General features: G+C 63.0%; 22 protein-coding genes and 1 pseudogene. 12 read left to right on the top strand and 11 right to left on the bottom strand.

What is annotated here, in order from left to right; all coding sequences use genetic code 11:
* Positions 1 to 53 precede the first annotated feature (53 nt).
* Positions 54 to 1505 (bottom strand): PhoH family protein, encoded by a 1452-nt coding sequence (locus A6D6_RS05125; protein ID WP_159660124.1) that lies wholly within the window; start codon positions 1503 to 1505, stop codon positions 54 to 56.
* 230 nt (positions 1506 to 1735) lie between these two features.
* Here A6D6_RS05125 and A6D6_RS05120 point away from each other — a divergent pair.
* A pseudogene (locus A6D6_RS05120) lies at positions 1736 to 2095 on the top strand (methyltransferase family protein); the annotation flags it as partial.
* Here A6D6_RS05120 and A6D6_RS05115 read toward each other — a convergent pair.
* The gene (locus A6D6_RS05115; protein ID WP_236563992.1) at positions 2073 to 2837 is read right to left on the bottom strand and encodes a YiiX/YebB-like N1pC/P60 family cysteine hydrolase; all 765 of its coding nucleotides are present in this window, start codon (positions 2835 to 2837) and stop codon (positions 2073 to 2075) included. The pseudogene A6D6_RS05120 and the gene A6D6_RS05115 sit on opposite strands and share 23 nt — an antisense overlap.
* Positions 2838 to 2973: 136 nt before the next feature.
* On the opposite strand from A6D6_RS05115, the gene A6D6_RS05110 reads away from it, so the two are divergent.
* The 3 genes from A6D6_RS05110 to A6D6_RS05100 all read left to right on the top strand — a co-directional run bounded on the left by A6D6_RS05110 (position 2974) and on the right by A6D6_RS05100 (position 5744).
* On the top strand, positions 2974 to 4011 hold the full coding sequence (locus A6D6_RS05110; RefSeq protein WP_159660122.1) for a M14 family zinc carboxypeptidase: 1038 nt from the start codon (positions 2974 to 2976) through the stop codon (positions 4009 to 4011).
* Between the two features lie 320 nt (positions 4012 to 4331).
* Positions 4332 to 4802 (top strand): hypothetical protein, encoded by a 471-nt coding sequence (locus A6D6_RS05105; RefSeq protein WP_159660121.1) that lies wholly within the window; start codon positions 4332 to 4334, stop codon positions 4800 to 4802.
* Positions 4803 to 5030: 228 nt separating this feature from the next.
* The gene (locus A6D6_RS05100) at positions 5031 to 5744 is read left to right on the top strand and encodes a TorF family putative porin (protein ID WP_022996073.1); all 714 of its coding nucleotides are present in this window, start codon (positions 5031 to 5033) and stop codon (positions 5742 to 5744) included.
* 115 nt (positions 5745 to 5859) lie between these two features.
* Here A6D6_RS05100 and A6D6_RS05095 read toward each other — a convergent pair whose 3' ends face one another.
* From A6D6_RS05095 to A6D6_RS05085, 3 genes are read right to left on the bottom strand one after another with little or no spacing between them, the layout of a single operon-like run.
* Positions 5860 to 6828, bottom strand: a complete 969-nt coding sequence (locus tag A6D6_RS05095; RefSeq protein WP_133490305.1) for an endonuclease/exonuclease/phosphatase family protein — start codon at positions 6826 to 6828, stop codon at positions 5860 to 5862.
* Between the two features lies 1 nt (position 6829).
* Entirely contained in the window at positions 6830 to 7270 is a 441-nt protein-coding gene (locus tag A6D6_RS05090) for a copper chaperone PCu(A)C (protein ID WP_133490304.1), read from the bottom strand.
* Entirely contained in the window at positions 7251 to 7844 is a 594-nt protein-coding gene (locus A6D6_RS05085) for an SCO family protein (RefSeq protein ID WP_159660120.1), read from the bottom strand. Before A6D6_RS05085 ends, A6D6_RS05090 begins: the two co-directional genes overlap by 20 nt.
* Positions 7845 to 8184: 340 nt before the next feature.
* Between A6D6_RS05085 and miaB the strand changes: the two genes are divergently transcribed.
* The 3 genes from miaB (at position 8185) to cysT (ending at position 11579) form a co-directional block, all read left to right on the top strand.
* Entirely contained in the window at positions 8185 to 9522 is a 1338-nt protein-coding gene (gene miaB, locus A6D6_RS05080; RefSeq protein WP_133490302.1) for a tRNA (N6-isopentenyl adenosine(37)-C2)-methylthiotransferase MiaB, read from the top strand.
* 215 nt (positions 9523 to 9737) lie between these two features.
* On the top strand, positions 9738 to 10739 hold the full coding sequence (cysP, locus tag A6D6_RS05075) for a thiosulfate ABC transporter substrate-binding protein CysP (protein WP_133490301.1): 1002 nt from the start codon (positions 9738 to 9740) through the stop codon (positions 10737 to 10739).
* Positions 10740 to 11579: a sulfate ABC transporter permease subunit CysT gene (gene cysT, locus A6D6_RS05070; protein ID WP_133490300.1), complete on the top strand. Its 840-nt coding sequence runs from the start codon at positions 10740 to 10742 to the stop codon at positions 11577 to 11579.
* Between the two features lie 9 nt (positions 11580 to 11588).
* Here cysT and A6D6_RS05065 read toward each other — a convergent pair whose 3' ends face one another.
* The 3 genes from A6D6_RS05065 to A6D6_RS05055 all read right to left on the bottom strand — a co-directional run bounded on the left by A6D6_RS05065 (position 11589) and on the right by A6D6_RS05055 (position 14928).
* The gene (locus A6D6_RS05065) at positions 11589 to 12266 is read right to left on the bottom strand and encodes an anti-sigma factor (RefSeq protein WP_159660119.1); all 678 of its coding nucleotides are present in this window, start codon (positions 12264 to 12266) and stop codon (positions 11589 to 11591) included.
* Positions 12263 to 12817, bottom strand: a complete 555-nt coding sequence (locus A6D6_RS05060; RefSeq protein WP_022996065.1) for an RNA polymerase sigma factor — start codon at positions 12815 to 12817, stop codon at positions 12263 to 12265. The genes A6D6_RS05065 and A6D6_RS05060 overlap by 4 nt, the downstream gene beginning before the upstream one ends.
* A 113-nt stretch (positions 12818 to 12930) precedes the next feature.
* Positions 12931 to 14928, bottom strand: coding sequence for a YncE family protein (locus A6D6_RS05055; RefSeq protein WP_159660118.1), 1998 nt, complete (start codon positions 14926 to 14928; stop codon positions 12931 to 12933).
* A 235-nt stretch (positions 14929 to 15163) separates the two neighbouring features.
* Between A6D6_RS05055 and cysW the strand changes: the two genes are divergently transcribed.
* The 5 genes from cysW (at position 15164) to A6D6_RS05030 (ending at position 19595) form a co-directional block, all read left to right on the top strand.
* Complete coding sequence (gene cysW, locus A6D6_RS05050) at positions 15164 to 15964, top strand: sulfate ABC transporter permease subunit CysW (RefSeq protein ID WP_055098741.1); 801 nt, start codon at positions 15164 to 15166, stop codon at positions 15962 to 15964.
* 14 nt (positions 15965 to 15978) lie between these two features.
* A complete protein-coding gene (locus A6D6_RS05045; protein WP_159660117.1) occupies positions 15979 to 17073 on the top strand; it encodes a sulfate/molybdate ABC transporter ATP-binding protein in 1095 nt (364 codons plus the stop codon).
* A 149-nt stretch (positions 17074 to 17222) separates the two neighbouring features.
* The gene (locus tag A6D6_RS05040) at positions 17223 to 18212 is read left to right on the top strand and encodes a PhoH family protein (RefSeq protein ID WP_133490296.1); all 990 of its coding nucleotides are present in this window, start codon (positions 17223 to 17225) and stop codon (positions 18210 to 18212) included.
* Positions 18184 to 18672, top strand: coding sequence for an rRNA maturation RNase YbeY (gene ybeY, locus A6D6_RS05035; protein WP_133490295.1), 489 nt, complete (start codon positions 18184 to 18186; stop codon positions 18670 to 18672). The genes A6D6_RS05040 and ybeY overlap by 29 nt, the downstream gene beginning before the upstream one ends.
* 47 nt (positions 18673 to 18719) lie before the next feature.
* The gene (locus A6D6_RS05030; RefSeq protein ID WP_159660116.1) at positions 18720 to 19595 is read left to right on the top strand and encodes a CorC family transporter; all 876 of its coding nucleotides are present in this window, start codon (positions 18720 to 18722) and stop codon (positions 19593 to 19595) included.
* A gap of 52 nt (positions 19596 to 19647) precedes the next feature.
* On the opposite strand, the gene A6D6_RS05025 is transcribed toward A6D6_RS05030, so the two are convergent.
* The 3 genes from A6D6_RS05025 to A6D6_RS05015 form a co-directional block, all read right to left on the bottom strand.
* Entirely contained in the window at positions 19648 to 20742 is a 1095-nt protein-coding gene (locus A6D6_RS05025) for a porin (RefSeq protein WP_159660115.1), read from the bottom strand.
* Between the two features lie 125 nt (positions 20743 to 20867).
* A complete protein-coding gene (locus A6D6_RS05020) occupies positions 20868 to 21983 on the bottom strand; it encodes a CaiB/BaiF CoA transferase family protein (protein ID WP_159660114.1) in 1116 nt (371 codons plus the stop codon).
* Positions 21980 to 23173: an acyl-CoA dehydrogenase family protein gene (locus A6D6_RS05015; RefSeq protein WP_159660113.1), complete on the bottom strand. Its 1194-nt coding sequence runs from the start codon at positions 23171 to 23173 to the stop codon at positions 21980 to 21982. The genes A6D6_RS05020 and A6D6_RS05015 overlap by 4 nt, the downstream gene beginning before the upstream one ends.
* Positions 23174 to 23200 lie beyond the last annotated feature (27 nt).

The following is a 23200-nucleotide window of genomic DNA, read 5'->3' as shown; positions in this document are numbered from 1 at the left end:
CGGGTTTTGACTTTAGCGTCCGGCGTCTGGCGTCTGGCGTCCGGCGCCGCTTTTTACAACCAAGTCTCCGCGTACTCCGCCAGCAACGATCTCGGCACGCCATTGAGTTGCACCGAACCGCCGTGGGCGAAATGCTTGAAGCGTTCGGTCATGTAGGTCAGCCCGGAACTGGTGGGCGACAGGTACGGCGTATCGATCTGCGCCAGGTTGCCCAGACACACCACCTTTGATCCATCGCCGGCCCGGGTGATGATGGCTTTCATCTGATGCGGCGTCAGGTTCTGGCTTTCATCAATCAGAATCAGCGATTTCTGGAAGCTGCGGCCGCGAATGTAATTCATCGCCTTGAACTGGATGTTGGCTTTCTCCTTGACGTACTGGATGCTGCCGGAAGGATTCTCATCGTTCAGGTGCAACGCTTCGATGTTGTCGTTGATGGCGCCCAGCCACGGGTCCATCTTTTCTTCCTCGGTGCCGGGCAGAAAACCGTGCTCTTCGGCCAGCGGCGGCGTGGAACGGGTGGCAATGATTTTATTGAAGCGTTTTTGCTCCACCGTCATTTCAATGGCGGCGGCCAGAGCCAGAATGGTTTTGCCGGAACCGGCCGCGCCGGTCAGCGTCACCAGATGAATATCCGGATCCAGCAACAGGTGCAACGCCACCGCTTGTTGAATGTTCATCGGCCTCAACCCCCAGGCCTGCTGATCCATCAACGTCTGCTCACTGTAATGGCGCAAGGTAACCACGCCCGCCTCCACCGACATGATCCGGCCCACGAAACCCTGTTCATCGAGAATGAACTGATTCGGGTACACCTCCTCGCCAAGAATGTCCCCAACCAGCAAACCGTGCGACAAACGGTGCAAGGTTTCCGCGCCGTGCTGCTCGGTCTCCACCGCGTCGACCCGGTCCCAGAACGATCCTTCCACCATGAAGTAGCCCTGATTGAGCTGGCGGATGTCGGACACCAACTGGTCGTTATGATAATCCTCGGAATCGATACCGCAGGCCCGCGCCTTCAGGCGCATGTTGATATCCTTGGTGACCAGCACGTAATGGCGATCGGAGTCGGCGGCGATCATCGCCACCACGTCATTGATAATCCGGTTGTCGTTCAGATGTTCGGGAAGGCATGGCGGCGTCAGTCCGCTCTGTGGCATCAGAACGGTCAGTGTCCCCTGGTGATGATTTTCCCCGCGCTGAATCGGAATGCCCGCTTCCACTTCCGCCGGCGATGCCTTGCCGATGACCCGGTCAATCAGACGAATCGCCGCGCGGCAGTCCGCCGCGGTATGGGATTTCCCGGTTTTCAGACGGTCCAGTTCCTCCAGCACGGTCATCGGGATGACCACCCGGTGCTCTTCGAAATTCATCAGGGAGTTGGGATCGTGGATCAGGACATTGGTGTCCAGGACGTAGGCTTTCGGGCGGTGTTCCGGTTCGTGGTGGAGGCGGGATTGAGATGCTGCGGTTACGCTGTGCAAGGTGGCCGCGCGCTCTTCCATGCGTTTCCCCTTTCAAGGTTGCAGGACATGGCGACGGAGCCCTTCACAAATGTCACGCAATATGCGATTCACCAGTGACGTTCGCGCCCGCCGCCGATAGCTTTACCGGCAGTGCTGTTCGCCGAGCTTCAACAACAGTCGTTCCAGCGGATCGCGATCACTCCCGCAATGGCGGGATGTGAATTACCATAACCCAGCTTTTATTCACTGACAACGATAGGCCTCTGAACATGGCATTGGAACATCCCGAGGTTCGCATTCCCCCTCCTTTGCTGCATCTGGGCGGCTTGCTGGTGGGTTATGGCCTGGACCAGGCGCTGCACTGGACCCTGCCGGCATGGCCCGGCCAGTACGCACTGGCCACGGCGCTGGCGTTGTTCGCGGTGCTGTTGCTGGCCGGCGCGCTGGTACAGTTCTACCGTCACCGCACCACGGTTCTGCCCCATCGCGCGGCACGGGAACTGATTACTGGCGGTGTTTTCCGCCTGACCCGAAATCCGATCTATCTGGCTTTTGCCCTGCTTCATCTGGGCTGCGCCCTCAGTCTGTCCAGTCCCGGCATGCTGATCATGCTGCCGCCGATTCTGTGGGTGATGCATCAGCACGTGATCGCCGCAGAAGAAGCGTTTCACGAGCAGCAATTCGGGGATCAGTGGCGACGCTATCGGCAGCGGGTACGGCGCTGGATTTGAGTTGCTTCAGCCACTGCGCCGGCAGCAGCCGACCGGCGGTGAGATTCAGCCGCCGCGAACCGAAGTGGCCGGGAACGAAACGATGAGGGCATACCGTGTCCGGCAGCCAGCCGAGCCGCCGGTAGCACTCCGCCACCAGTTCGGAACAGAACCAGCCGGAGCGACGGCGGCGTCCGGAAAAGCCGCTCAGGGCGTCGTAGAAATTACACAGCAGATAGTTCTTGTAGGGCCGGTGTAGCAGCCGCCGCCCCAGCCGCTGCATCAAGCGCCGCTGGAGCGCCGTCAGTGGTGGCCCTTCACGACGCCTGACCGCCACATCGCCCGGGTACTCGGCGATCTTGCGTGATAGTGGGACCAGCGCCACGCCCATCACCGGGTGCCCCAACATCCAGTCCGCGGATTCACTCAGGCCCGTGGATTCCAGCACCAGCGGTTCCGCCACTTCTGGCAGGCGCACCACCATGCCCACATGACTCCAGGGACTGCGGGTGAACCAGCGAATCACGGTACTGGTGACCCCTCGTCCGGCGAACAACAGCACATCCCCGGTTTCCAGGTTCAAGGCGAAGTCGTCGAGGCTCTGCATCACGGTGGTTCCCGCCGCCAGCGTCAAGGGCAGAGTGGCCAGCGCGGATGACACTACACTGACAATTGCGTCGCAGTTCGATGACAAAAACACGGCGCCGGAATCGTCATGAAACCGTAACCGCAATCCGCCATCCTGCCCTGTGCGCCTGTTTTGACGGGCGCCGACCGTCACCCACTGACGCGCGCCGATGGAACAACGCCTGTATCAATTTCAACGTCACCTGCCCGAATGGTTACACCTGGAGTCGCTGATCCGGCTGGGTGAACGGCACCTGCGTGTGTATGACGTGGACACCGTCCAGATGGGCGAGACCACACTGCCACTGCGGGTGCTGGAGATGGGCAGCCGTTCCCCCGGCGCTCCGGTGGTCGGCTTCTTTGGCGGCGTGCATGGCGTCGAGCGGATCGGCTCCCAGGTGCTGTTGTCATGGTTGCACAGCCTGATCCATCGGCTGCAATGGGACGATCAATTACACCGGCGGCTGGAACGGGTGCGGCTGGTGTTCATGCCGATGATCAACCCCGGCGGCATCTGGCGGCGCACCCGCAGCAACCCCAACGGTGTCGATCTGATGCGTAACGCGCCGGTGGATGCCGAAGGCAAGGTGCCCTTCCTTGCCGGCGGCCAGCGCCTGAGCCGCCGCCTGCCTTGGTACCGGGGGCGCGCCGGTGAGCCAATGGAAACCGAGGCACAGGCTCTGGTGAACACGGTCCGGCAGCGTCTGATGAACGCGCCGGTATCAATCAGCCTGGACTGCCATAGCGGCTTCGGCCGGCGCGACCGCATCTGGTGCTGTTATGCTCGCAGCCAGCGGCCCATTGCCCACCTTGCGGAGGTGTACCGCCTCAAACAGATCCTCGAGCACACCTACCCTTACCACCATCCTTACTTGATCGAACCGCAATCGGTGAACTACACCACCCACGGCGATCTGTGGGACTATCTCTACGACGAAGCGCTGGAACACCACCCCGACCGGCTGTTTCTGCCGTTCACCCTGGAAATGGGGTCCTGGCTGTGGGTACGGAAAAACCCCCGGCAGCTATTGGATTTCTTCGGCCTGTTCAACCCGATCATTGGTCATCGTCATAACCGGGTGCTGCGTCAGCATTTGCCGCTGTTCGAATTCCTGGTGGCGATGGCGGTGAACGCCGGCAACTGGCTGCCGCGTGGGGAAGCGAGGGAGAATCTGACCCGGCAGGCGATGAAGCACTGGTACGGGTGATGGTGCGTGCACGCTGGCACGCTGGCACGCTGGCACGCTGGCACGCAACACGCTAAACCCGAAGCCTGATCGCTGGCAAACAATAGCAAGCGTGTTTGCGTACCCGCGATGACTGCCTTCCCAAGCAATCCGCCCTCCCCGTCTCGCTACGGAGCCGGCAAGCATGGCGTGCCAGCGTGTATGCGTGTTGCGTGCCGGCATGCCGGCGTGCCAGCGCCTCATCTTTCCAGCGTGCGCCAAAGTGGCCCTGGTTTTGCATCATTTTGGACACGATTTATATTTACCTGACGGCTTCGCCCTATTTGTCATGAGGACCCACCATGAAATACCTGCTTCCCCTCCCTGTCCTGCTGCTCACCGGTTGCCAGATGCTCAGCTACACGGCACCCACCGACGAGGACATCGCCACCGTCACTTTCTCCAGCGACAACATCGCCGCCCAACCAGTCGTATGCGTACCGGGCAAGGGCTTTCAGTCCACGCCAACCTCCTTGCAGCAGGTTCCCTTCGAGACCAAGGCCTTCGACGAGCTGCTGAAAACCATGAAGAAAGCGCCGGAAGTCACCACCACCGTGCGAGCGAGCGAACAGGCACGCATCGGTGTGATTTATCAGAAAGGCTCGGCGGGCAATCGCGACCTCTGCCGCGTCGCCGTGCAGTTCAATGCCCAGGCCGGAGCCAGCTACAGCGCTCGCTTCACCAACGACAATAATCAATGCGGCCTGGAGGTGAGTGGAGAGGACGGTCTGCAAGCGGACGCGGTCCCTGTCGACTGGAAATGCCCAAAATAAGCGCCCCACTTCGGTGCGCCGCACCATAACGGCGCACCCGCTCTCCCCATCCTCTCCCGATTTTACCTTTCCCTCTCCAACACACCTTCCCAATCCCCTGTTTTTCCTGGCTTTTTATATTTTGGCACGGACCCTGCTTTGTAAAGTGACAAGCCTCCCAGGCCGGTGCGCCAGGAGCGCGCAACAGGACACATTAGAAACATTTGCCATTTGCAAAGAGGGTTGCACATGAAACACGCATTCGGGATGAAAAAAACCGTACTGGCAGCGGCGGTTGCCGCCGGCATGATCATGCCGGGCATGGCCGCGGCGGAGATCAGCGGTAGCCTGGGTATTTCCAACATGTACTTCTGGCGTGGTCAGGATATTTCCAATGGCGCGGCACAAGTTTTCGGTAGCCTGGACTACAGCCATTCTTCCGGCCTCTATGCCGGTGTCTGGGGCAGCTCCGAAACCGATTCCACCGAATACGATCTGTATGTCGGTTACGGCGGCGCCTTTGGCGACCTCACCTATGATCTGTCCTACATCGACTACAACTACCCGAACGACACCGACTCCGATCTGGCCGAAATCGTTGCCAGCCTCGGCTACGCCGGGGTCACGTTCACCGGTTACTTCGGCGTGGGTGACTACGGTCACGGTAGCGACGCCACCGATAATAAGGACCGCTACTACACCCTGGGTTACAGCTACGATAAATACGGCATTCTGGTCGGTACCTGGGACAACGACGCCGACGACACCAACTACACTCACTTGGATTTGAGCTACGCGCTCACCGACAACCTGAGCTTCACCGTATCCAAAGTGATCTCCGCTGACGACTGCGCCATCAACAACAACGATGACGCTCTGTTCATGAATGGGGAGTGTGTTGGCGACAAGGACGACGTGGACGACGATCTGCTGTTCGTCGTCTCCTACGCCTTCGAGATCTAACAGAACCGCGCTGGTTCAGGGGCGAGCAATCGCCCCGCCTTTTTACACCGTGGGGCCTTCCCTGGTCCTCGCAAACAACGCAAGCAGGCCCCACGGTGCTTTTCATTTTCTTCCGCTAATCCGCCACCGCTTCCGCTTTCAGATACACCCCCAATACATCGTGATCGGACACCACCCGGGTACCGTCGTGATCGTAGAGCACATCGTAGCGCCCGGCATTGCCGCGGCTGACCGCCACTTTCTGGACATGCTGCTTTAGCGACGGGGAGAAAAAGATGTGGTCCAGCGCCTGCGGCCGGCACTGATGCCGGAAGGAATAACGTTCCTTCCCGGGCAGTCGTGACCAGGCACTGATCAGGTTCCCGTTCTCGAATTGCTCCAGCGGCTCGCTGAAACGGCCGCTGTCCGGCGCGCTGTTGAAGTCCCCCGCCACCACCACGGGCCGGGTCTGGTCCGCCGCCCAGCCGGCGATGGCGGCGGCCTGGCGCCGGCGCTTCGGCGCCACCCAGTCCTTCTGATTCAGGTCCCGGGCACTGCGCAGATGCACCACCACCAGATCAAAGGCCACCGGGGCGCGCACTTCGACCTTCAAGGGAGGCCGGGTGAATAACGGCTGCCGCTGAAAACGATCGTCGGCGAACAAGGCCTGGTGGCGCCCCAACGTGACCGGCGCCCGGTACAACAGGCCCACATCCATGCCCGCCGGGTCGTGCCCTTCCAGCAGTACCACCTTGTAGTCCGGCCCGCCCGCCGTGGCAATGGCCTTGCTCAGTGCCCTCAGCACCCTGGCGCTTTCCACTTCCTGCACCGCCAGCAAAGTCGGCGCTCGCAGGTCCCGGGTGATGTAACGGGCCACGGCCTCGAGGCGGGCCTGGTACACGGCCTTCGACAAAGGACGGTCCAGCGAGCTGTCCTTCCTGGCATCGCGCAGGCGCCAGAGATTGAACGTGGCCAGACTGATCTGGCCATCCTTCGCCGCCGGCAACGGGCGCGCCGGCGCCAGATCCCGGCAGTCCGCGGCTACCGGTCCGGTGACCAGCACGGCGGCGGCCAGCAACCAGGCACGCCAGTATCGACCGCTCATGTCAGGGCTCGTTGTGGCGCACCTGGAAGGCACCACACAGGTCAGCATGGTTCTGGAAGGCCAGACACACCTTGGGGGTCTCCCCCGCCTCCGGCACCGATTTCATTTTCATCAGCATCAGGTGACGGCCGCCGGGGGCAAAGGCCAGGCTTTCTCCGGCCGGGATCGTGACGTCCTTCAAATGGGACATGCTGCGCCGCCCCTCACCATCGGTGCCGGTATCGTGCAGCATCGTCATGCCGGCGAAGTCGGCGTTGGCGCCGGTCAGTACCAGCGGCTGATCGGTATCGTTCACCAACACGAAATAACCGGCCATGGACGGCGATACCGGCGGCACCGCGCGCAACCAGGCCTGTTCGATACGTGCCTCCGCGAAGGCGCCGGCGCTGACGGTCACCAACAGCGCGACGCCGCTCATGGCACTAAAGAAGCGTTTTAACATCGGCTACCACCTCGTCGATATTGAAGTCCGCCGGATACACCTTGCGCACCCGGCCCTGCTGATCCAGCAGATAGATATAGTCACTGTGGGTGAAATCCGCTTCCCCGTTGCCGCCATCCTCTTTGATGAACACCACGCCGTACTGTTCCGCTACTTTCTCGATCGCCGACAGTTCTCCGGTCAGTCCCAGGATGTCCGCCTTGAACCAGGGCAGGTACTCACGCAGGTGTTGCGCGGTGTCCCGCTCCGGATCAAAGGTCACGAACACCGGCCGCACCTGGTCCGCTTCCCCTTGCTCTTTCAGATTCCGGTACACCTGGGACACCCGCGCCAGCACCGCCGGACAGATATCCGGGCAGTGGGTATAGCCGAAGAACAGAATCACCACCTCGCCGTTCAGGGATGACAAACTGAACCGCTCCCCATTGTAGTCGGTCAAGGTGAAATCGCCGCCCAGACGGGTGTTGACCGGTAATTCCCTGGCCGGCTCGGAACAGGCCGCCAGCAACAGAGCCGCTCCGGCGATCAGCATGGGGAGAAAGAATGTTCTGGTGAAACGGTCTTTATTGTTCATACCTGCCAGCCATTAAGAAGAGGATGTCAGCGTCGGCCGCCCCGGTTTACCCGGTTTCATGGCTCACCCCCGGTCCCGCACGCACCTTGCTGACCCGATTCGCCGGCGGCTTTTCGATGACGCCCAGCGACCATACCCCCACGGCCGCGCCGTGGCCACGGGCCCGGCCGACATTTTGCCACCGCCACGGTTCGCAGTTTGATCAGGGCGGCGGTATAATTCGCGCCCATTTTCCCGGAGTGCCGGTGGCGGCCCGTTGTAGCCCATCACGGCGCCCGGCACACCCCGATGCGGCAAAATGACGCATCGGCATTGATCCACAACCACGGTTGAGCGACCCATGGCACGCAAGCTGTTTATTCAGACCCACGGCTGCCAGATGAACGAGTACGACTCGGCGCGCATGGCGGATTTGCTGGAATCCAGTCATGGCCTGGAGCCCACCGACAATGCGGACGAAGCGGATGTGCTGCTGCTCAATACCTGCTCGATCCGCGAGAAGGCCCAGGAGAAGGTATTCCACCAACTGGGTCGCTGGAAGCAGCTCAAGGAGCACAAGCCGGACCTGATCATCGGCGTCGGCGGCTGCGTGGCCAGTCAGGAAGGCGAGGCGATCCGCGATCGCGCGCCCTATGTGGATGTGGTCTTCGGCCCACAGACCCTGCACCGGCTGCCCGGGTTGATCCAGCAGGCGGCCACCACGCGGGAACTGGCCATCGATGTGACCTTCCCGGAGATCGAAAAGTTCGACCGCCTGCCCGAACCCAGCGTGGACGGCCCCTCGGCGTTCGTCTCGATCATGGAAGGCTGCTCCAAATACTGCTCCTTCTGCGTGGTGCCCTATACCCGTGGCGAGGAGGTCAGCCGGCCGGTGCGCCCGGTGCTGGATGAGATCCGTCATCTGGCGGATCTGGGCGTGCGCGAGGTCAACCTGCTGGGCCAGAACGTCAACGCCTACCGGGGCCAGGGCGCCAATGGCGAAATCCTGGACTTCGCCGACCTGCTGTTGCTGATCCGGGATATCGACGGCATCGACCGTATCCGCTACACCACCAGCCATCCGGTGGAGTTCTCGGACGCCCTGATCCAGGTGTATGAGGAAGTACCGGAGCTGGTCAGCCATCTGCATTTGCCGGTGCAGTCCGGATCCGACCGGGTGCTGGCGTTGATGAAACGCAACCATACGGTGTTGGAATACAAGTCCAAGCTGCGCAAATTACGGCGTATCCGCCCGGATATCTCCTACAGCTCGGACTTCATTATCGGCTTCCCCGGAGAAACCGACGCGGACTTTGAAGCCACCATGAACCTGATCGCGGACATCGGCTTCGACAATTCCTTCAGCTTCATCTACAGCGCCCGCCCCGGCACACCCGCGGCGGATCTGCCTGATGACGTGCCGATGGCGGTAAAAAAGGAACGCCTGCGCATCCTGCAACAGCGCATCGCCCAGAATACCCAGGACATCTCCCGCAAAATGGTGGGCAGCACCCAGCGCATTCTGGTGGACGGCTTCTCCAAGAAGGACCCCGGCCAGCTCAAGGGCCGCACGGAAAACAACCGGGTGGTGAACTTCCAGACCGACGAACTGGACCTGATCGGTCAGTTCGTCGATCTGACCATTCAGGAAGCGCTGCCCAACTCCCTGCGTGGCACGGATTACCAACGGGTGGGCTGATCCCCGGCGATGGAGATCACCGGATACATCCGGGATCTCTCTCCACAGGGGGCATGACTTCGTAGGGGGAGATGCCGGATCGAGTCCGGCATGACGTTTTTCAAAGGCTCCCTAAACGCATATACGAATGGCAATTTGGTATAACCAACCCCTTTAACCTTAAGGTTGGTTATATAAAATGAGCCCTTTATGACTCACCATTCAAGGAGCCCGAGATGCGCGTCTTGTTGACCGCCGTCCTGCTGTCCCTGGCCTCGCTGGGGACCGCGCAACAAACCCTGTTGAACAGTTCCTATGACATTGCCCGGGAGCTGTTCGCCGCCATCAATCCGAAATTCCAGGAACACTGGAAAGCGGAAACCGGCGAGGACGTCACCATCAAGCAATCCCATGCCGGCTCTTCCAAGCAGGCCCGCGCCATTTTGCAGGGCCTGAAGGCCGATGTGGTGACCTTCAACCAGGTCACCGACGTCAATGTCCTGCACGACCTGGGTAATCTGATTCCGGCGGACTGGAACCAGCGCCTGCCGAACAACTCCAGCCCCTACTATTCCACCACCGCCTTTCTGGTGCGCAAGGGCAACCCGAAGAACATTCAGGGCTGGGCCGATCTGGCCCGGGACGACGTCGATGTGGTGTTCCCCAACCCGAAAACCTCCGGCAATGGCCGCTACACCTATCTGGCCGCCTGGATGAGCGCGGTGGAGCGTTTTGACGGCGACGAGGACAAGGTCAAGGATTACATGGCTCATTTCCTGTCCAACGTATCGGTATTCGACTCCGGTGGGCGCGCCGCCACCGTCACCTTCGCCGAACGTGAAATCGGCGATGTGTTGATCAGCTTCGAGTCGGAGGTGAACAACATCCGCAAGGAATACGGCACCGGCGACTATGAAGTGGTGGTACCGAAGACCTCGATCCTGGCGGAATTCCCGGTCACCGTGGTGGACAAGGTGGTGGACGACAAAGGCACCCGCAAAGTGGCTACCGCCTACCTGGACTTCCTCTACAGCGAAGAGATCCAACGGCTGCTGGCGTCCTTCAACTACCGCGTGCACAACGAAAAAGTGGTGGCGGAAAGCGCCGACCGTTTCCCGCCGGTGAAGCTGCTCAAGGTGGAAGACTACTTCGGTTCCTGGGAAAACGTGACCGACCAGCACTTCGCCTCCGGCGGCATGCTCGACAAGCTGCAAGCCAAGGCACGGAGCCTGCGTTAATTGATCGCTCTGCTGCGCACCCGCCACTCGGTTCTGCCAGGCTTCACGCTCAGCTTTTCGCTGAGCGTGCTGTTTATCTGCCTGGTGATCCTGCTGCCCCTGTCCGGGCTGGCCATGCATGTGGCCGGCATGGGCTGGGACAACTACTGGGGGGTGATCAGCCATCCGCGCAGTCTCGCCAGCTTCAAGGTCACGGTACTTTCCGCCGCCGGCGCCAGCGTCATCAACGCCATCGTCGGCCTGCTGCTGGCCTGGGTGATCACCCGCTATCGTTTTCCCGGCCGGCGGCTGATGGACGCGCTGGTGGATCTGCCATTCGCGTTGCCCACCGCGGTGGCCGGCCTGACCCTGGCGGCGCTGTTCGCCGACAATGGCTGGCTGGGACAGTGGTTCTCGATCGCCGGCGTGAAGGTGTCTTACTCCTGGGTCGGTATCATGATCGCCATGAGCTTCACCAGCCTGCCGTTCGTGGTCCGTACCGTGCAGCCGGTACTGGAGGACCTGACCCCCGACGTGGAGGAAGCCGCCGCCACCCTGGGCGCCTCGCCCACCGCCAGTTTCTTCAAGGTGATCCTGGCACAATTGACTCCGGCTTTGCTCACCGGCACCGGCCTCGCCTTCACCCGCAGTCTGGGTGAATACGGCGCGGTGATTTTCATTGCCGGCAATCTGCCTTACGAAACCGAGATCGTCTCCTTGCTGGTAAATATCCGCCTGGAAGAATACGATTTTGCCTCCGCCAGCGCCCTGGCTTCGATCATTCTGATCGCCTCCCTGGTGCTGTTGTTCGGCATTCAGTCCATCCAATCCCGTCTGGTTCGCCGTTGGCGGGGCGGCTGATGTTCCAACCTACAACGCCACCGCACGGCCAATAAACAGCACCGGCCCGGTGGGCCGGTCCTCGGGCGATCCTCCCTCTGGTTCCAGGGTCAGCTCGAACAGCTGGCCACTTTCCACACCGCCCACCCGGCTGGCCGGAATCACCAGACTCCTGCCCGGCTCCACCAGGCCCAGTGAGCGCGGCCCCTTGTCCGCTTCCGACAGGGTCCAGAACTGCACGCTGCGGTCCGCCGCGTACTGCCCTTTCACCAGCGGCGTGAGCCGCAGATCACCAGCGTCGGAGACGGTGATGCGCCAGCCCGGGCGGGCCGACTCGCCGGGAGCCTGCAGCACCGCGGTGTAGACTGGCGCCGGTTGGCGCAGCGGCCCGACCAGCAGCACCACCGCCACCAGCAGAGCCGCGCTCACCGTGCGCCATACCGCCACACTGGCCCAGCCGCTGCGCCACCAGGGGCGCGCCAGTCCGGTTTCCCAAGCCACCCGCCGCCACAGTCGCGCCGGCGGCCGCGCCGGCGGCAGTAAATCCGCGGCGCCCACCCAGTGCTCACGCCAGCGCCGGGCGAGCCGCCCGGCCTCGTCGTCCTCCGCCAGCCAGCGTTTGATTTCCGCCGCCCGCTCGCCGCGATGCAGGCCGAGCACATACTCGGCAATCAGTAAGCGACGCTCTTCGTGATCCTGGGGAATCATAGCCGCAGACACTCCTGAAGGCCTTTCAGGCCGGATCTCACCCGGCTTTTTATGGTACCCGCGGGCACCGCCAGAGCTTCCGCGATCTGCTCATAGGTAAGGCCGTGATAAAACGCCATCAGAATCGGACGTCGACGCTCACCCCGCAAGCCGCGCAGACAATCGAGCAGGCGGCGATCACGGTCCGCCAGCAGAGAGCACTGCTCCGGAGAGGGAGCCGGGTCGGGCCAATCGTCGCCGGGTAACCCCTGGTGTCCGATTTGCCCGCCGCGCCGCTGCTGGTTGATGAGCCGATAGCGCAACAGGCTGTACAACCAGGCCCTGGCGCTGCCCCGCTCCCGCCGGAAGCGGTGAGCGTTGCGCCAGACCTGGACGAAGGTGTCCTGTACCGCGTCCTCCGCCGCCGCCTGCTCACCAGTGAAACGGCGTGCCAGAGCCAGCATGCGCGGTGCTTCGATGGAATAAAGTCGTTGGAACGCATCCCGGTCGCCACCGGCACAGGCCAGCATAAGGGCATTGCCTTGTTCCAGATGCTGCTGATCGTCATCCATGGCCGGCTTCCAAGATGTGGCCTCACGAGGGTGTCTGCCGAAATCTTGAAGGCCGGCGCGAGAAGATCGTGTCAATGCCGGCAAAGCCGGCCGCCGGAGCGGCCTGCCTCACCTTATTCAGGCGTGTTACCCGGAAGAACCGTGATCAGCGACACCGACTCCGGTGACGCCTGGTCATAGCTCACCGACGGCGCCACATCCCCGCCGGTGGAATCCAGGATGTGGTCGAAACGCAGCACCTTGCCCTGGGATTTCTCCGCCACGTACAAATGCTGGCCGTCAAAGGCGATGTCCACCGGGTTGCCAAGCAGAGTGTTACCCACGGCATTGTTGTCGTTGTCGTCGATGCGCACCGATACATTGGTAATATCATCGGCGCTGCTGGCGTTATCCAGCACGTAGAGCTTGCCGTCGGTGGGATTGGTGCCGCTGCCCACGTCGGAGACAATCAATTGATCGCTGGCCGCGACATGTACAATGCCGTGCAGATTAGTGGGCGCGGCAAAGGCAGTGCCTCCCTCGGCGGGGATGATAACTCGGTCCGGGCCATCGGCGCCGCGAGCCAGGCTGAAGCTGTCGAACACCGCCACGGTGCCATCGGTGAGAGCCACATAGAGGCGGTCGCCATCCGGATCATAGTCCAGATCCCACGGCGCCACGCTCAGGGTGGTGGTGAACAGCGGCGCCACATCACCGCCAGCCTGAGCACCGAACACCCGTACCGCGGGGTCACCCTGATCGGCGACCAGTACCCAGCCCGGGCCGTCGGCCACATCAAAACCCTTGGGCGCGGACAGGCCGGTGTTGCCGCCCTCGATCACCCGGTCCCGGCTGTGACTGAAGGTCTCGCCGTCGCGGCCGCTGGCCAGACGGTTGATCACGCCCACCCCCGTGTCATAGCTCACGTAAGCATCACCCAACGGGTTAAACGCCAGGCTCTCCCGGTCCAGGCCGGAGGTAAACGCTCTCTGCGGGGCGGTCAGCCCGGTATCCAGTATGAGCACATCCGGGTCACCGGGCGCGGCGGGTGGATTGCTGGTCACCGCCAGGCCGGTGAAGACAGTGCCGACAGTATCGATGTCGGACAGATCCGCGCCGATATCCGGCGACAAGACCAGCGCCAGGGATTCTGGTTTGGTGCTGTCCACGATCCGGTCGGGGGCCACGTCTCCGGACTCACCGCTGAATACGTTCCGGTAAATCAGCACCGCGTCGTTGGACTTCTCGGCGATGTAAGCGGTGTCACCATCCAGGATCAGATCCACGGGATTGCCCAGAGAGGTGGCCGGACCGGCCAGCGTGCGCGCAGGGGTTACCATGCCGTCAGCGCTGGCGGCACCTTCGATCACATACAGACGGCCATCATCAGCCACCGCCGCGTCACCCACGTCGGTGATCACCAGAGTGTCGGTGTCCGCCCGGTAGGCAATGCCATGGATATTGGAGACGGAACCGGCGCTGTCCGGGGTGATGGTGCGCGCCGGTGTACCCATGAAGCCGCCTTCCACGTAGTCGTCGATGACAATCACGGTGCCGTTGGTCATGGCCAGGAACAGCCGGTCGGCGGCCTCGTCATAGGCCAGATCCCAGGCGTTGCCGGCCAGAGCGGTGCTGGCCAGGGGGACGGCTCCGGCACCGGCGGCGGTGCCGTATACCTCTATGCTGTTGCCACCGGTATTGGCGGCCATCACCAGCCCTGCTTCATGTGCGATGGCGATCCCTTTCAGAGTCATCGAGCCGGCCGCCTCGAAGTCACGATCAAGCGCGGCGTTGGGGCTGGAGCCATCCTGGCGTCCGGCGATCCTGTGCAGGGCCTGCAAGCGGCTGGGGGCGCCGCTGCTGTCATCGGCGGCATAGAGATTACCGAGCCGGTCCAGGGCAATGCCCTCGTTGGCGCCCGCGTTAAAGGTGGCCACCACATTCAGATCACCATCCAACCGGTCGATCCGGCCCACGCTATCGCCGCCATTGTGCATTACCAGCAGGGGCGCGGTCTGGAAATCGCCGTCGCCCGTGGCCGGGCGTCGATCATTGTCGCCGCCGCACGCGGCCAGCGCCACGGCTACCACCAACGGTGAGAGCCCCCACAAACCTTTGCCTTTCGAGTTCATGCCTTTCTCCTTGAGTGGGTATCGGTTCGGGCACGGAGCCCGGACGGGACCATCTCGGCCCCTGCTTGATACCCACGAGGGCAGCGTCCGGATGTAATAAAAAATAAAGAACGGTGGCATTCAGGTAACCGGCGATCTAACGCGATGCCGAAAGGATCTAAAACAGCACTGTATTTTGCTGATACGGAATATAGAATCGGGGCCCCGCTTCACCCGAACACGGAGCCGCTCGCGCATGCCTCGATACTGGCACCAATGGGCACTGATCGCCGCCGCCTTCGCCGCCGTCATTCTGATGCTGGTGTTACCGCTGGCGTTGATCCTGCAACAGGCCTTCGCCCAGGGCGTGGCGCCGGTGCTTGAGGCCCTCTCCAGCAGCGATATGGGCCACGCCATCCGGCTCACTCTGGTGGTGGCGGCCATCACCGTTCCGGTGAATCTGCTGTTCGGTATCCTGCTGGCCTGGTGCGTGACTCACTATGAGTTTCGCGGTCGCAAGCTGCTTACCACCCTGATTGATATTCCTTTCGCCATGTCGCCGGTGGTGGCCGGCCTCTGCTACCTGGTGGTGTACGGCAGTCAGAGCCTGCTGGGTCAGTGGCTGAGCGATTGGAATGTGCAGTTGATGTTCGCCCTGCCGGGCATGGTGATGGTGACCATTTTCGTGTCCTGTCCCTACGTCGCCCGAGTGCTGATTCCGCTGATGCAGAGCCAGGGTCAGGACGAGGAGGAAGCGGCGGTTTTGATGGGCGCCTCCGGCTGGCAGGTGTTCTGGTATGTGACTCTGCCGAAGATCCGTTGGGCCCTGCTTTATGGCGTGGTGCTCACCAATGCCCGGGCGGTGGGAGAATTCGGCGCGGTCAGCGTGGTATCCGGCCTGATTCGCGGCGAAACCTTGACCCTGCCGCTGTTGATCCAGATGTTGCACGAGGACTACAACACCGTCGGGGCCTTCACCGCCGCCGGGCTGTTGGCCGCCATGGCCTTGATCACCTTGTTGCTGAAAACCGTGCTGGAATGGCGTCAACGCGTTTAAAGGAAAGCCAGAAAGTGAGCATTCAAGTCGAAAACATCCGCAAATCCTTCGGCGCCTTCACCGCCTTGCACGACATCTCCCTGGACGTGCCGACCAATCAGCTGGTGGGCCTGTTGGGACCGTCCGGCTCCGGCAAGACCACGCTGCTGCGGATCATCGCCGGTCTGGAACGGGCGGATAGCGGCCGGGTGCGGTTCAACAACGAGGATGTCACCCATCTGGACGCACGCCGCCGCCGGGTCGGATTCGTGTTCCAGCAATACGCCCTGTTCCGCCATCTCACCGTGGCCGACAACATTGCCTTCGGGCTGCGACTGTTACCACGCGCCGAGCGCCCCTCGCGCGGCGACATCCGCGACCGGGTGCGCGATCTGCTGAGTCTGGTGCAGCTGGATAATCTGGCCAGGCGCTACCCCGCGCAACTGTCCGGTGGCCAGAAACAGCGAGTGGCCCTGGCCCGGGCCTTGGCGCTGAAGCCGGAAGTGCTGCTGCTGGATGAGCCGTTCGGCGCCCTGGACGCCAAGGTCCGCAAGGACCTGCGTCGCTGGTTGCGGCGTCTGCACGAACAGATTTCGGTAACCAGCATCTTCGTCACCCACGACCAGGAAGAGGCCATGGAGGTCTCCGACAAGGTGGTGGTGATGAGCCAGGGACGAGTGGAACAGATGGGGTCGCCATTACAGGTGTACGAGCAGCCAGCCAGCCGCTTCGTGTTCGACTTCCTCGGCCACATCAACAGTCTGGAAGGGCTCTACGATGGCCACAACTGGCGCTCCGGCGACGCTTTTCTGCGCCTCGACACCCATGGCGCCTGCCCGGACGGCGCCCTCACGCTCTATTTGCGCCCCCACGAAGCGGATCTGGCGGCGGCCCCCACAGAGGCCGCCCATTTGCCGGTGCGGCTGGCCGGACGCAGCGTGTTCGGCGGTACCGTGACGGTGGAACTCGAACCCCAGGGTTGGGGCGGTGAGGTACTTGAAGTGGAGCTGGACCGGGTGCGCTGGGACGCCCTCGATCCTGAACGGCACCCCGCCCTGTACCTGCTGCCCCGGCGTTTGCAGACCGTCACCTGCGACGGCGACCTGGGTCCCCAGGTAGCGCCGGCCTGAGGCCCGGCGCCGGCCGGCGCACCACCGGAGCATCGCCCCTTGCCTGCTCCCCGGCGGGCAGGCTACAGTGCCGGGAAATCTTCCCCCGAAAGCGCTTTTCGGGGTATGCTGAATCCATCGCAACCGCCCGCGGGGCCTCGCTTTCCAACTTGGACACACCACTCGCTTCCCAGAAACTCCGTCTCGAACCCTACGATTCCCAGCGGCTCGCCAATCTCTGTGGCCGGCTGGACGAGCACATCAAGCAGATCGCCAAGCGCTTGAGCGTGGATATCCACAATCGCGGCAATGAATTTCACCTGTCCGGCGACGAACGTTCGGTAAAGGCCGCCAGTTCGGTTCTGCACGATCTTTACGATCAGACCGTTGATGGCACCGATATCACACCGGAGCTGGTCCATTTGCACCTGCAGCAATCCGGTCTGACCGACAAGCTGGACAATACCGTGGCCTTCCCCAGCGACGACATGGTAATCCGCACCAAACGCGCCCGGATCCGGCCGCGCGGTGCCCACCAGCGCGAGTATGTGCGCAATATCCGTCGCCACGATATCAATTTCGGCATCGGCCCGGCCGGCACCGGCAAGACCTGGCTGGCGGTGGCCTGCGCCGTGGACGCCATGGAGCGCGCCGAGATCCAGCGTATTCTGCTGGTACGGCCGGCGGTGGAGGCCGGGGAGAAGCTGGGATTCCTGCCCGGAGATCTGGCGGAAAAGATCGACCCCTATCTGCGCCCGCTCTATGACGCTCTCTACGAAATGCTGGGCTTCGAAAACGTGGCCAAATTGATGGACCGCAACGTCATCGAAGTGGCTCCACTGGCGTATATGCGCGGACGCACCCTGAACAGCAGTTTCGTGATTCTGGACGAAGCCCAGAACACCACGCCGGAACAAATGAAAATGTTCCTGACCCGGATCGGCTTTGGCTCCCGGGCGGTGATCACCGGTGACGTCACCCAGGTGGATCTGCCGCGCCACCAGCGCTCGGGGCTGGTCAACGCGCTCGAGGTACTGGCCGACGAACAGGACATCGGCGTGACCCGTTTCGACAGCCGCGACGTGGTTCGCCACCCGCTGGTCCAACGTATCGTGGAAGCTTACGACCGTCATGAACGGAATACCGACCCCAACCGTTGATATCCAGTGGGCCACGGATGCCCCGGACGCACCGGACGAAAACGACTTGCAGCGCTGGGCCCTGGCCGCCGCGGAAGCGGCCGGCGGCGTGGTCGGTGATATCACCCTGCGGATCGTCGACGACGAGGAAATCCGCGTTCTCAACCGTGACTACCGGGGCAAGGACAAACCCACCAATGTGCTGTCCTTCCCTTTCGACATGCCCGAAGGCCTGCCCGATGACGCCATCGCCCCGCTGCTGGGGGATATCATTATTTGCGCGGACGTGGTCCGGCGCGAGGCCTCGGAGCAAAACAAAACCGTGGAAGCGCACTGGGCGCATATGGTCGTCCACGGTGTACTCCATCTGCTGGGTTACGATCATATCGACGATGACGACGCCGAACAGATGGAGTCCCTGGAGGTCCTCGCCCTTGCCGGCCAGGGCTTTCCAGATCCGTATAACTCGCTGCCCCCATGACTTCACAACCCATAACACCGAAACCATAACATGGAGCACTACCCCTGATGTCGGACGACTATTCAGACCAGAACAACGGTCGAAGTTGGTTGGAGCGCGTTGGCCAGTTCTTCACTTCCACTCCCGGTTCCCGGGAGGAATTGCTGGATCTGATGCGCTCCATGCGCGACAGTCACGTCATTGACGGTGACACGCTTGGCATCATCGAAGGCGCCATCGGCGTCAGCGACATGCAGGTCCGGGAGATCCTCATCCCGCGCACGCAGATGGTCAGCATCCGTGCCAGCAGCGATCCCCGCGATTTCCTGCCCACCATCATCGAATGCGCCCACAGCCGCTTCCCGGTTATTGGCGACGATCCGGACGAGGTCGTCGGCATCCTGCTCGCCAAGGACCTGCTGGCGCTGATTATGGAACCGGCCCGCATGGAGCGCTTCCAGATCAAGGATCATCTGCGCTCCGCCATGGTGGTCCCCGAGTCCAAGCGACTGGATTCGTTACTGCGGGAATTCCGCATCACCAAGAATCACATGGCCATCGTGGTCAACGAGTACGGCGGCATCGCCGGCCTGGTCACCATCGAGGATGTGCTGGAACAGATCGTCGGCGAGATCGAGGATGAGCACGACATCGAGGAAGACGATTACCTGATCAAGGATCTGGAGAACGGCGAACACACCGTCAAGGCCCTGACGCCGATCGAGGATTTCAACGAACACTTTCAATGCGAGCTCAGCGACGACGAGTTCGACACCATCGGTGGTCTGGTGATGCACGCCTTCGGCCGCCTGCCCGGCCGCGATGAATCCATCGAGTTGGGGCCGTTTCAGTTCACCGTGTTAAGCGCCGACGGCCGCACCATCCGCTTGCTGCGGGTTACCCACCGGCAAGAGGACCCGGAAACGCCTGTTCCATTGGAGTAACCAGGGGGCACGCCGTATCACTCGGATATGGCGTGTTTGATTTCCCCGCTTCTTAGAATTTGAACGCCATCCCCAGGGACAGCACTTTCGGATCACCGCCGGGCACCGTGTTGACCCGGTCGCCGTGGGCATAGTCCGCGGTACGGTAAACACCGTTGTCGCCCTGGTTCACCGTGGTGGTGGCGGCCAGGTACAGGTCCAGCGCGGGGGCCGCGTGCCAGGTGCCCACCAGGCTGTACTGATCGGCTTCGTCGTCACCGGCGTCGGATTCATCGGCGTGCATCCATTGCGCGCCCAGGGTGACATCCCGGCGAATATCCCAGGTCACGAAGCCGCCCCAGGCATCCCGATTCAGAAAGGCCAGTTCGTCGGCCTTCAGGCGATCAAACACGGCGCCCACGGTGACCGCGCCGAAGCGGTAATTGAGGCCGGCGTTGAGGCCGCTCACATCGCCGCCCGCGTACAGTTCCGACCAGTCCGAGTAACCGACCCCGGCGGTCAGACCACCCTGCCGCCAGGTCGCGGAGCCGCTCCACATATTCGAGTCGTTGTTATCGGTGACCCCATCGGTGTCCTGCTGACCGGCACCGTACTGCAGCGCCAGCGCCAGACGTTTGTCGAGGAACTTCCGGTCCCAGCGGATCGAGTTTTCCGCGCGCAGGCTGAGGCGCTGATTGCCGCCGCCGCCGCGACCCAGGATCGCCTGGGGGTCCGCCGCGGTGGTGGTAAAGCGGCTCAGTACGATGCCGTTGCGCTTGTAGGGCGTGTCCATGATGCCGAACCGGAACAGACCCGCCGGCGTGTCGAACCCGGCGAAGGTATCCCGATTACCCAGCCCGCGATCACGGGGTGAGTCCGGGTCGATGTTCTGTTCCAGCTGCCAGACCAGGTCGTAGTCCGGGCTCAAGCCGAAACGACCACGCAGACCGATCAGCGAGGTGTTGGTGGACACGCTGTGGCCACCATCGACCAGACCGGCGGAGGGGTTCTCCGGCGTGTCGCCCAGGTCCGAATCGGCGTAGTCCACGGACAGACGCAGCGCGCCGTAGATTTCCAGCTTTTCGTCGGCCACCGGTAAGGCGTTGGCCCAGATCGGTGTCAGGCCGGCGAGCAGGACCGGCAGCGCCGGTGCGATTTTTGTTTTCATTCAAGACTCCACGTTTTCCGTTCTTGGTTTTATGAACACGACTTGCCCGGGGCGGCGCGCCGGGGCGCCACGCGGAAAGCGGTTCGGGTGATAAAGGGCGGCTTGGCGGCGCCGCCGGGTTGGATTCATGCATTCAGTTCAGAGAGGATCTCCTCGGTGTGCTCGCCCAGGCCCGGCGCCGGCCGGGGCGACCACAGCGCCTGGCCGTCGATCAGCAGGGGCAAGCGCAGATCGGATCCGTCGCCTCCGGCCAGCGGCCCGGTCAGTCGCCGGTGCACCAGCTGCGGATCGTCCAGGGCCTGGTCCCGGTCGTAGACCGGCGCCCAGGGGATGTCGGTGGCGTCCAGAGCGCGTGCCCAATGCGCCCGGGGCTCACCGGCGAACAGCGTTTTCAGCACACCGTGCACCTCACGCTTGCGGGCCTGGCGTTCCGCCCGCCGGCGCAGAGCGGGCTCGCGCAACGCCGCGCACTGGTCACCGAACAGGTCCGCCAATTGCCCCCAATAGCGGTTTTCGAAGATGCCCAGGCTCAGCCACCGGCCGTCGGCGCACTGGAACAGATCGTTGTCGGGCATCACCGACCGGGTGTGTTCCATATCCCCGGCCTCGCCATCGCGCACCGCCAGGGCATGGGGCAGGCACCAGGCGCTGATCGATTCCTGGATCGCCACGTCCAGGTGACAGCCGTCGCCGCCCAGCCGCACCGTCATCAGCGCTTGCACCACGCCCAGGGCGGCGTGCATGGCGGCGGCGTAATCGGCCAGCCGTATCTTGGGCCGGGCGATGCGATCCTCCACCTGGGAGGGCGTCGCGAAGTAGCCCGCCAAGGACAGGCAGTTGAGATCGTGGGCGGTGCGGTCCCGATAGGGACCGTCCTGGCCGAAGCTGCTGATCGAGCAGTACACCAGCTTGGCGTTGATCGCCCGCGCCTGGGGCCAGCCGATGCCCAGGCGCTCGGCGACGCCGGGGCGGAACCCTTCCAGCACCACATCGGCCCGCCGCAACAGAGCCCGCACGGTGTCCACGCCCTGCTCGCTTTTCAGGTCCACGGCGATGGAGCGCTTGCCCCGGTTGTAGGTGGCGAACACCCGCTCGCCCAGGGCCCGGGTGCCGTCGCCGCCGTCGGCGCGCTCCACCTTGATCACCTCGGCACCCAGCTGCGCCAGCAGCAGGCCGGCGTGGGGGCCGGGCAGCAGCCCGGCCAACTCCACCACCGTGGTGCCCGCCAGCGGCCGGTTCATGACGACCGGGCCTGGTCGGCGTAGCGCTTCAGATAGCCCTTGGCGATGGTGTTGCGCTGGATCTCGCTGGTGCCGGTGACGATGCGGTACATGCGCAGCATCCGGAACACCCACTCCACGGTGCTGCCTTGCATCAGCCCCACGCCGCCGTGCACCTGGATGGCGCGGTCGGCGATGGCGAAGGCTTTCTCCGAACAGAACAGCTTGCTCATCGCCGAGGCTTCGCGGGTGTCCTCGCCCCGGTCGATGCGGCGCGCCACATCCAGCATCAGGCAACGGGCGGCGTGCAGGTCGGTGGCCATGTCCGCCAGGGTGTGCTGGATCGCCTGAAAGCCGGCGATCGGCTGGCCGAACTGGCGGCGCCGGGTGGCGTAGCGGGCGGAAGCGTCCAGCGACTGGATCGCCAGGCCGGTCATGGTCGGGCAATGCAGCAGCCGGTTCACGGTGATCCGCGACATGCCGAGCCGGAACCCTTGCCCTTCCTCACCGAGCACCTGGGTGGCGGGAATGCGCACATCCTCCAGGCGGATATCGGCGTGCTGGTTCTTGCCGGAAATCGGGGTGTAGTCCGAACTGACGGTCACCCCGGGGCGGTCGAAATCGACCAGGAAAGCGGTCACGCCCCGGGCCCCGGCGTTCTCGTCGGTGACCGCCATGAGGATGGCGAAGTCCGCGTAGGGCGCCCCGGAGATGTACCGCTTGAGGCCGTTGAGCACATAGTGGTCACCGTCACGGACCGCCCGGGTGCTCAGGTTGCTGGCGTCGGAGCCGGCTTCCGGTTCGGTGAGCGCGAAACACACGGTACGCTCGGCGCGGATCACCGGCAGCAGATGGCTTTCCATCTGCCCGGGCGTGGCGATATGGAACAGATGCCCGACCCGGCCCGGACCGCCCAGCTCACCCAGCACGTGCGCCGACAGCTTGGCGCCGGAGGCGGCCACGTCTTCCTTGAGCAGGCACTGGTCGTAAACACTCAGGCCCCGGCCACCCTGGGCCTCGGGCAGCTGAGCGCCGTACAGGCCGGCGTCCCGGGACGCCTTCCAGATGCCGCGCAGCAGATCCATGGACGGCTCGCTTTCAAAGCCGATGCCGTGTTCCGCTTCCAGCGGCTTGAGGTAGTTGTCGATGAAGTCACGGGCCTCGGCGCGCACCCGTTCGCCGTTTTCACTGGCGGTGAAGCGTTCGTACATGATGATGCTCCTGTTCGACCGGACGAC

The sequence above is a fragment of the Alcanivorax xiamenensis genome, from assembly GCF_009846745.1.
Classification (GTDB): Bacteria; Pseudomonadota; Gammaproteobacteria; order Pseudomonadales; family Alcanivoracaceae; genus Alloalcanivorax; species Alloalcanivorax xiamenensis.
The sequence above is the reverse complement of the archived record's forward strand: the minus strand, read 5'-3'. Positions and strand labels throughout refer to the sequence as shown.

Excerpts from the sequence above, each read along its gene's own strand:
- A6D6_RS05100 (WP_022996073.1), top strand. The coding sequence starts at position 5,031 with ATGAAACACGCATTCGGGATGAAAAAAACCGTACTGGCAGCGGCGGTT.
- A6D6_RS05095 (WP_133490305.1), bottom strand. The coding sequence starts at position 6,828 with ATGAGCGGTCGATACTGGCGTGCCTGGTTGCTGGCCGCCGCCGTGCTG.
- A6D6_RS05125 (WP_159660124.1), bottom strand. The coding sequence starts at position 1,505 with ATGGAAGAGCGCGCGGCCACCTTGCACAGCGTAACCGCAGCATCTCAA.
- A6D6_RS05030 (WP_159660116.1), top strand. The coding sequence starts at position 18,720 with ATGTCGGACGACTATTCAGACCAGAACAACGGTCGAAGTTGGTTGGAG.
- A6D6_RS05090 (WP_133490304.1), bottom strand. The coding sequence starts at position 7,270 with ATGTTAAAACGCTTCTTTAGTGCCATGAGCGGCGTCGCGCTGTTGGTG.
- A6D6_RS05020 (WP_159660114.1), bottom strand. The coding sequence starts at position 21,983 with ATGAACCGGCCGCTGGCGGGCACCACGGTGGTGGAGTTGGCCGGGCTG.
- A6D6_RS05065 (WP_159660119.1), bottom strand. The coding sequence starts at position 12,266 with ATGATTCCCCAGGATCACGAAGAGCGTCGCTTACTGATTGCCGAGTAT.
- A6D6_RS05060 (WP_022996065.1), bottom strand. The coding sequence starts at position 12,817 with ATGGATGACGATCAGCAGCATCTGGAACAAGGCAATGCCCTTATGCTG.
- ybeY (WP_133490295.1), top strand. The coding sequence starts at position 18,184 with ATGAACGGAATACCGACCCCAACCGTTGATATCCAGTGGGCCACGGAT.
- A6D6_RS05055 (WP_159660118.1), bottom strand. The coding sequence starts at position 14,928 with ATGAACTCGAAAGGCAAAGGTTTGTGGGGGCTCTCACCGTTGGTGGTA.
- miaB (WP_133490302.1), top strand. The coding sequence starts at position 8,185 with ATGGCACGCAAGCTGTTTATTCAGACCCACGGCTGCCAGATGAACGAG.
- A6D6_RS05110 (WP_159660122.1), top strand. The coding sequence starts at position 2,974 with ATGGAACAACGCCTGTATCAATTTCAACGTCACCTGCCCGAATGGTTA.
- A6D6_RS05085 (WP_159660120.1), bottom strand. The coding sequence starts at position 7,844 with ATGAACAATAAAGACCGTTTCACCAGAACATTCTTTCTCCCCATGCTG.
- A6D6_RS05105 (WP_159660121.1), top strand. The coding sequence starts at position 4,332 with ATGAAATACCTGCTTCCCCTCCCTGTCCTGCTGCTCACCGGTTGCCAG.
- A6D6_RS05025 (WP_159660115.1), bottom strand. The coding sequence starts at position 20,742 with ATGAAAACAAAAATCGCACCGGCGCTGCCGGTCCTGCTCGCCGGCCTG.
- cysW (WP_055098741.1), top strand. The coding sequence starts at position 15,164 with ATGCCTCGATACTGGCACCAATGGGCACTGATCGCCGCCGCCTTCGCC.
- cysP (WP_133490301.1), top strand. The coding sequence starts at position 9,738 with ATGCGCGTCTTGTTGACCGCCGTCCTGCTGTCCCTGGCCTCGCTGGGG.
- A6D6_RS05015 (WP_159660113.1), bottom strand. The coding sequence starts at position 23,173 with ATGTACGAACGCTTCACCGCCAGTGAAAACGGCGAACGGGTGCGCGCC.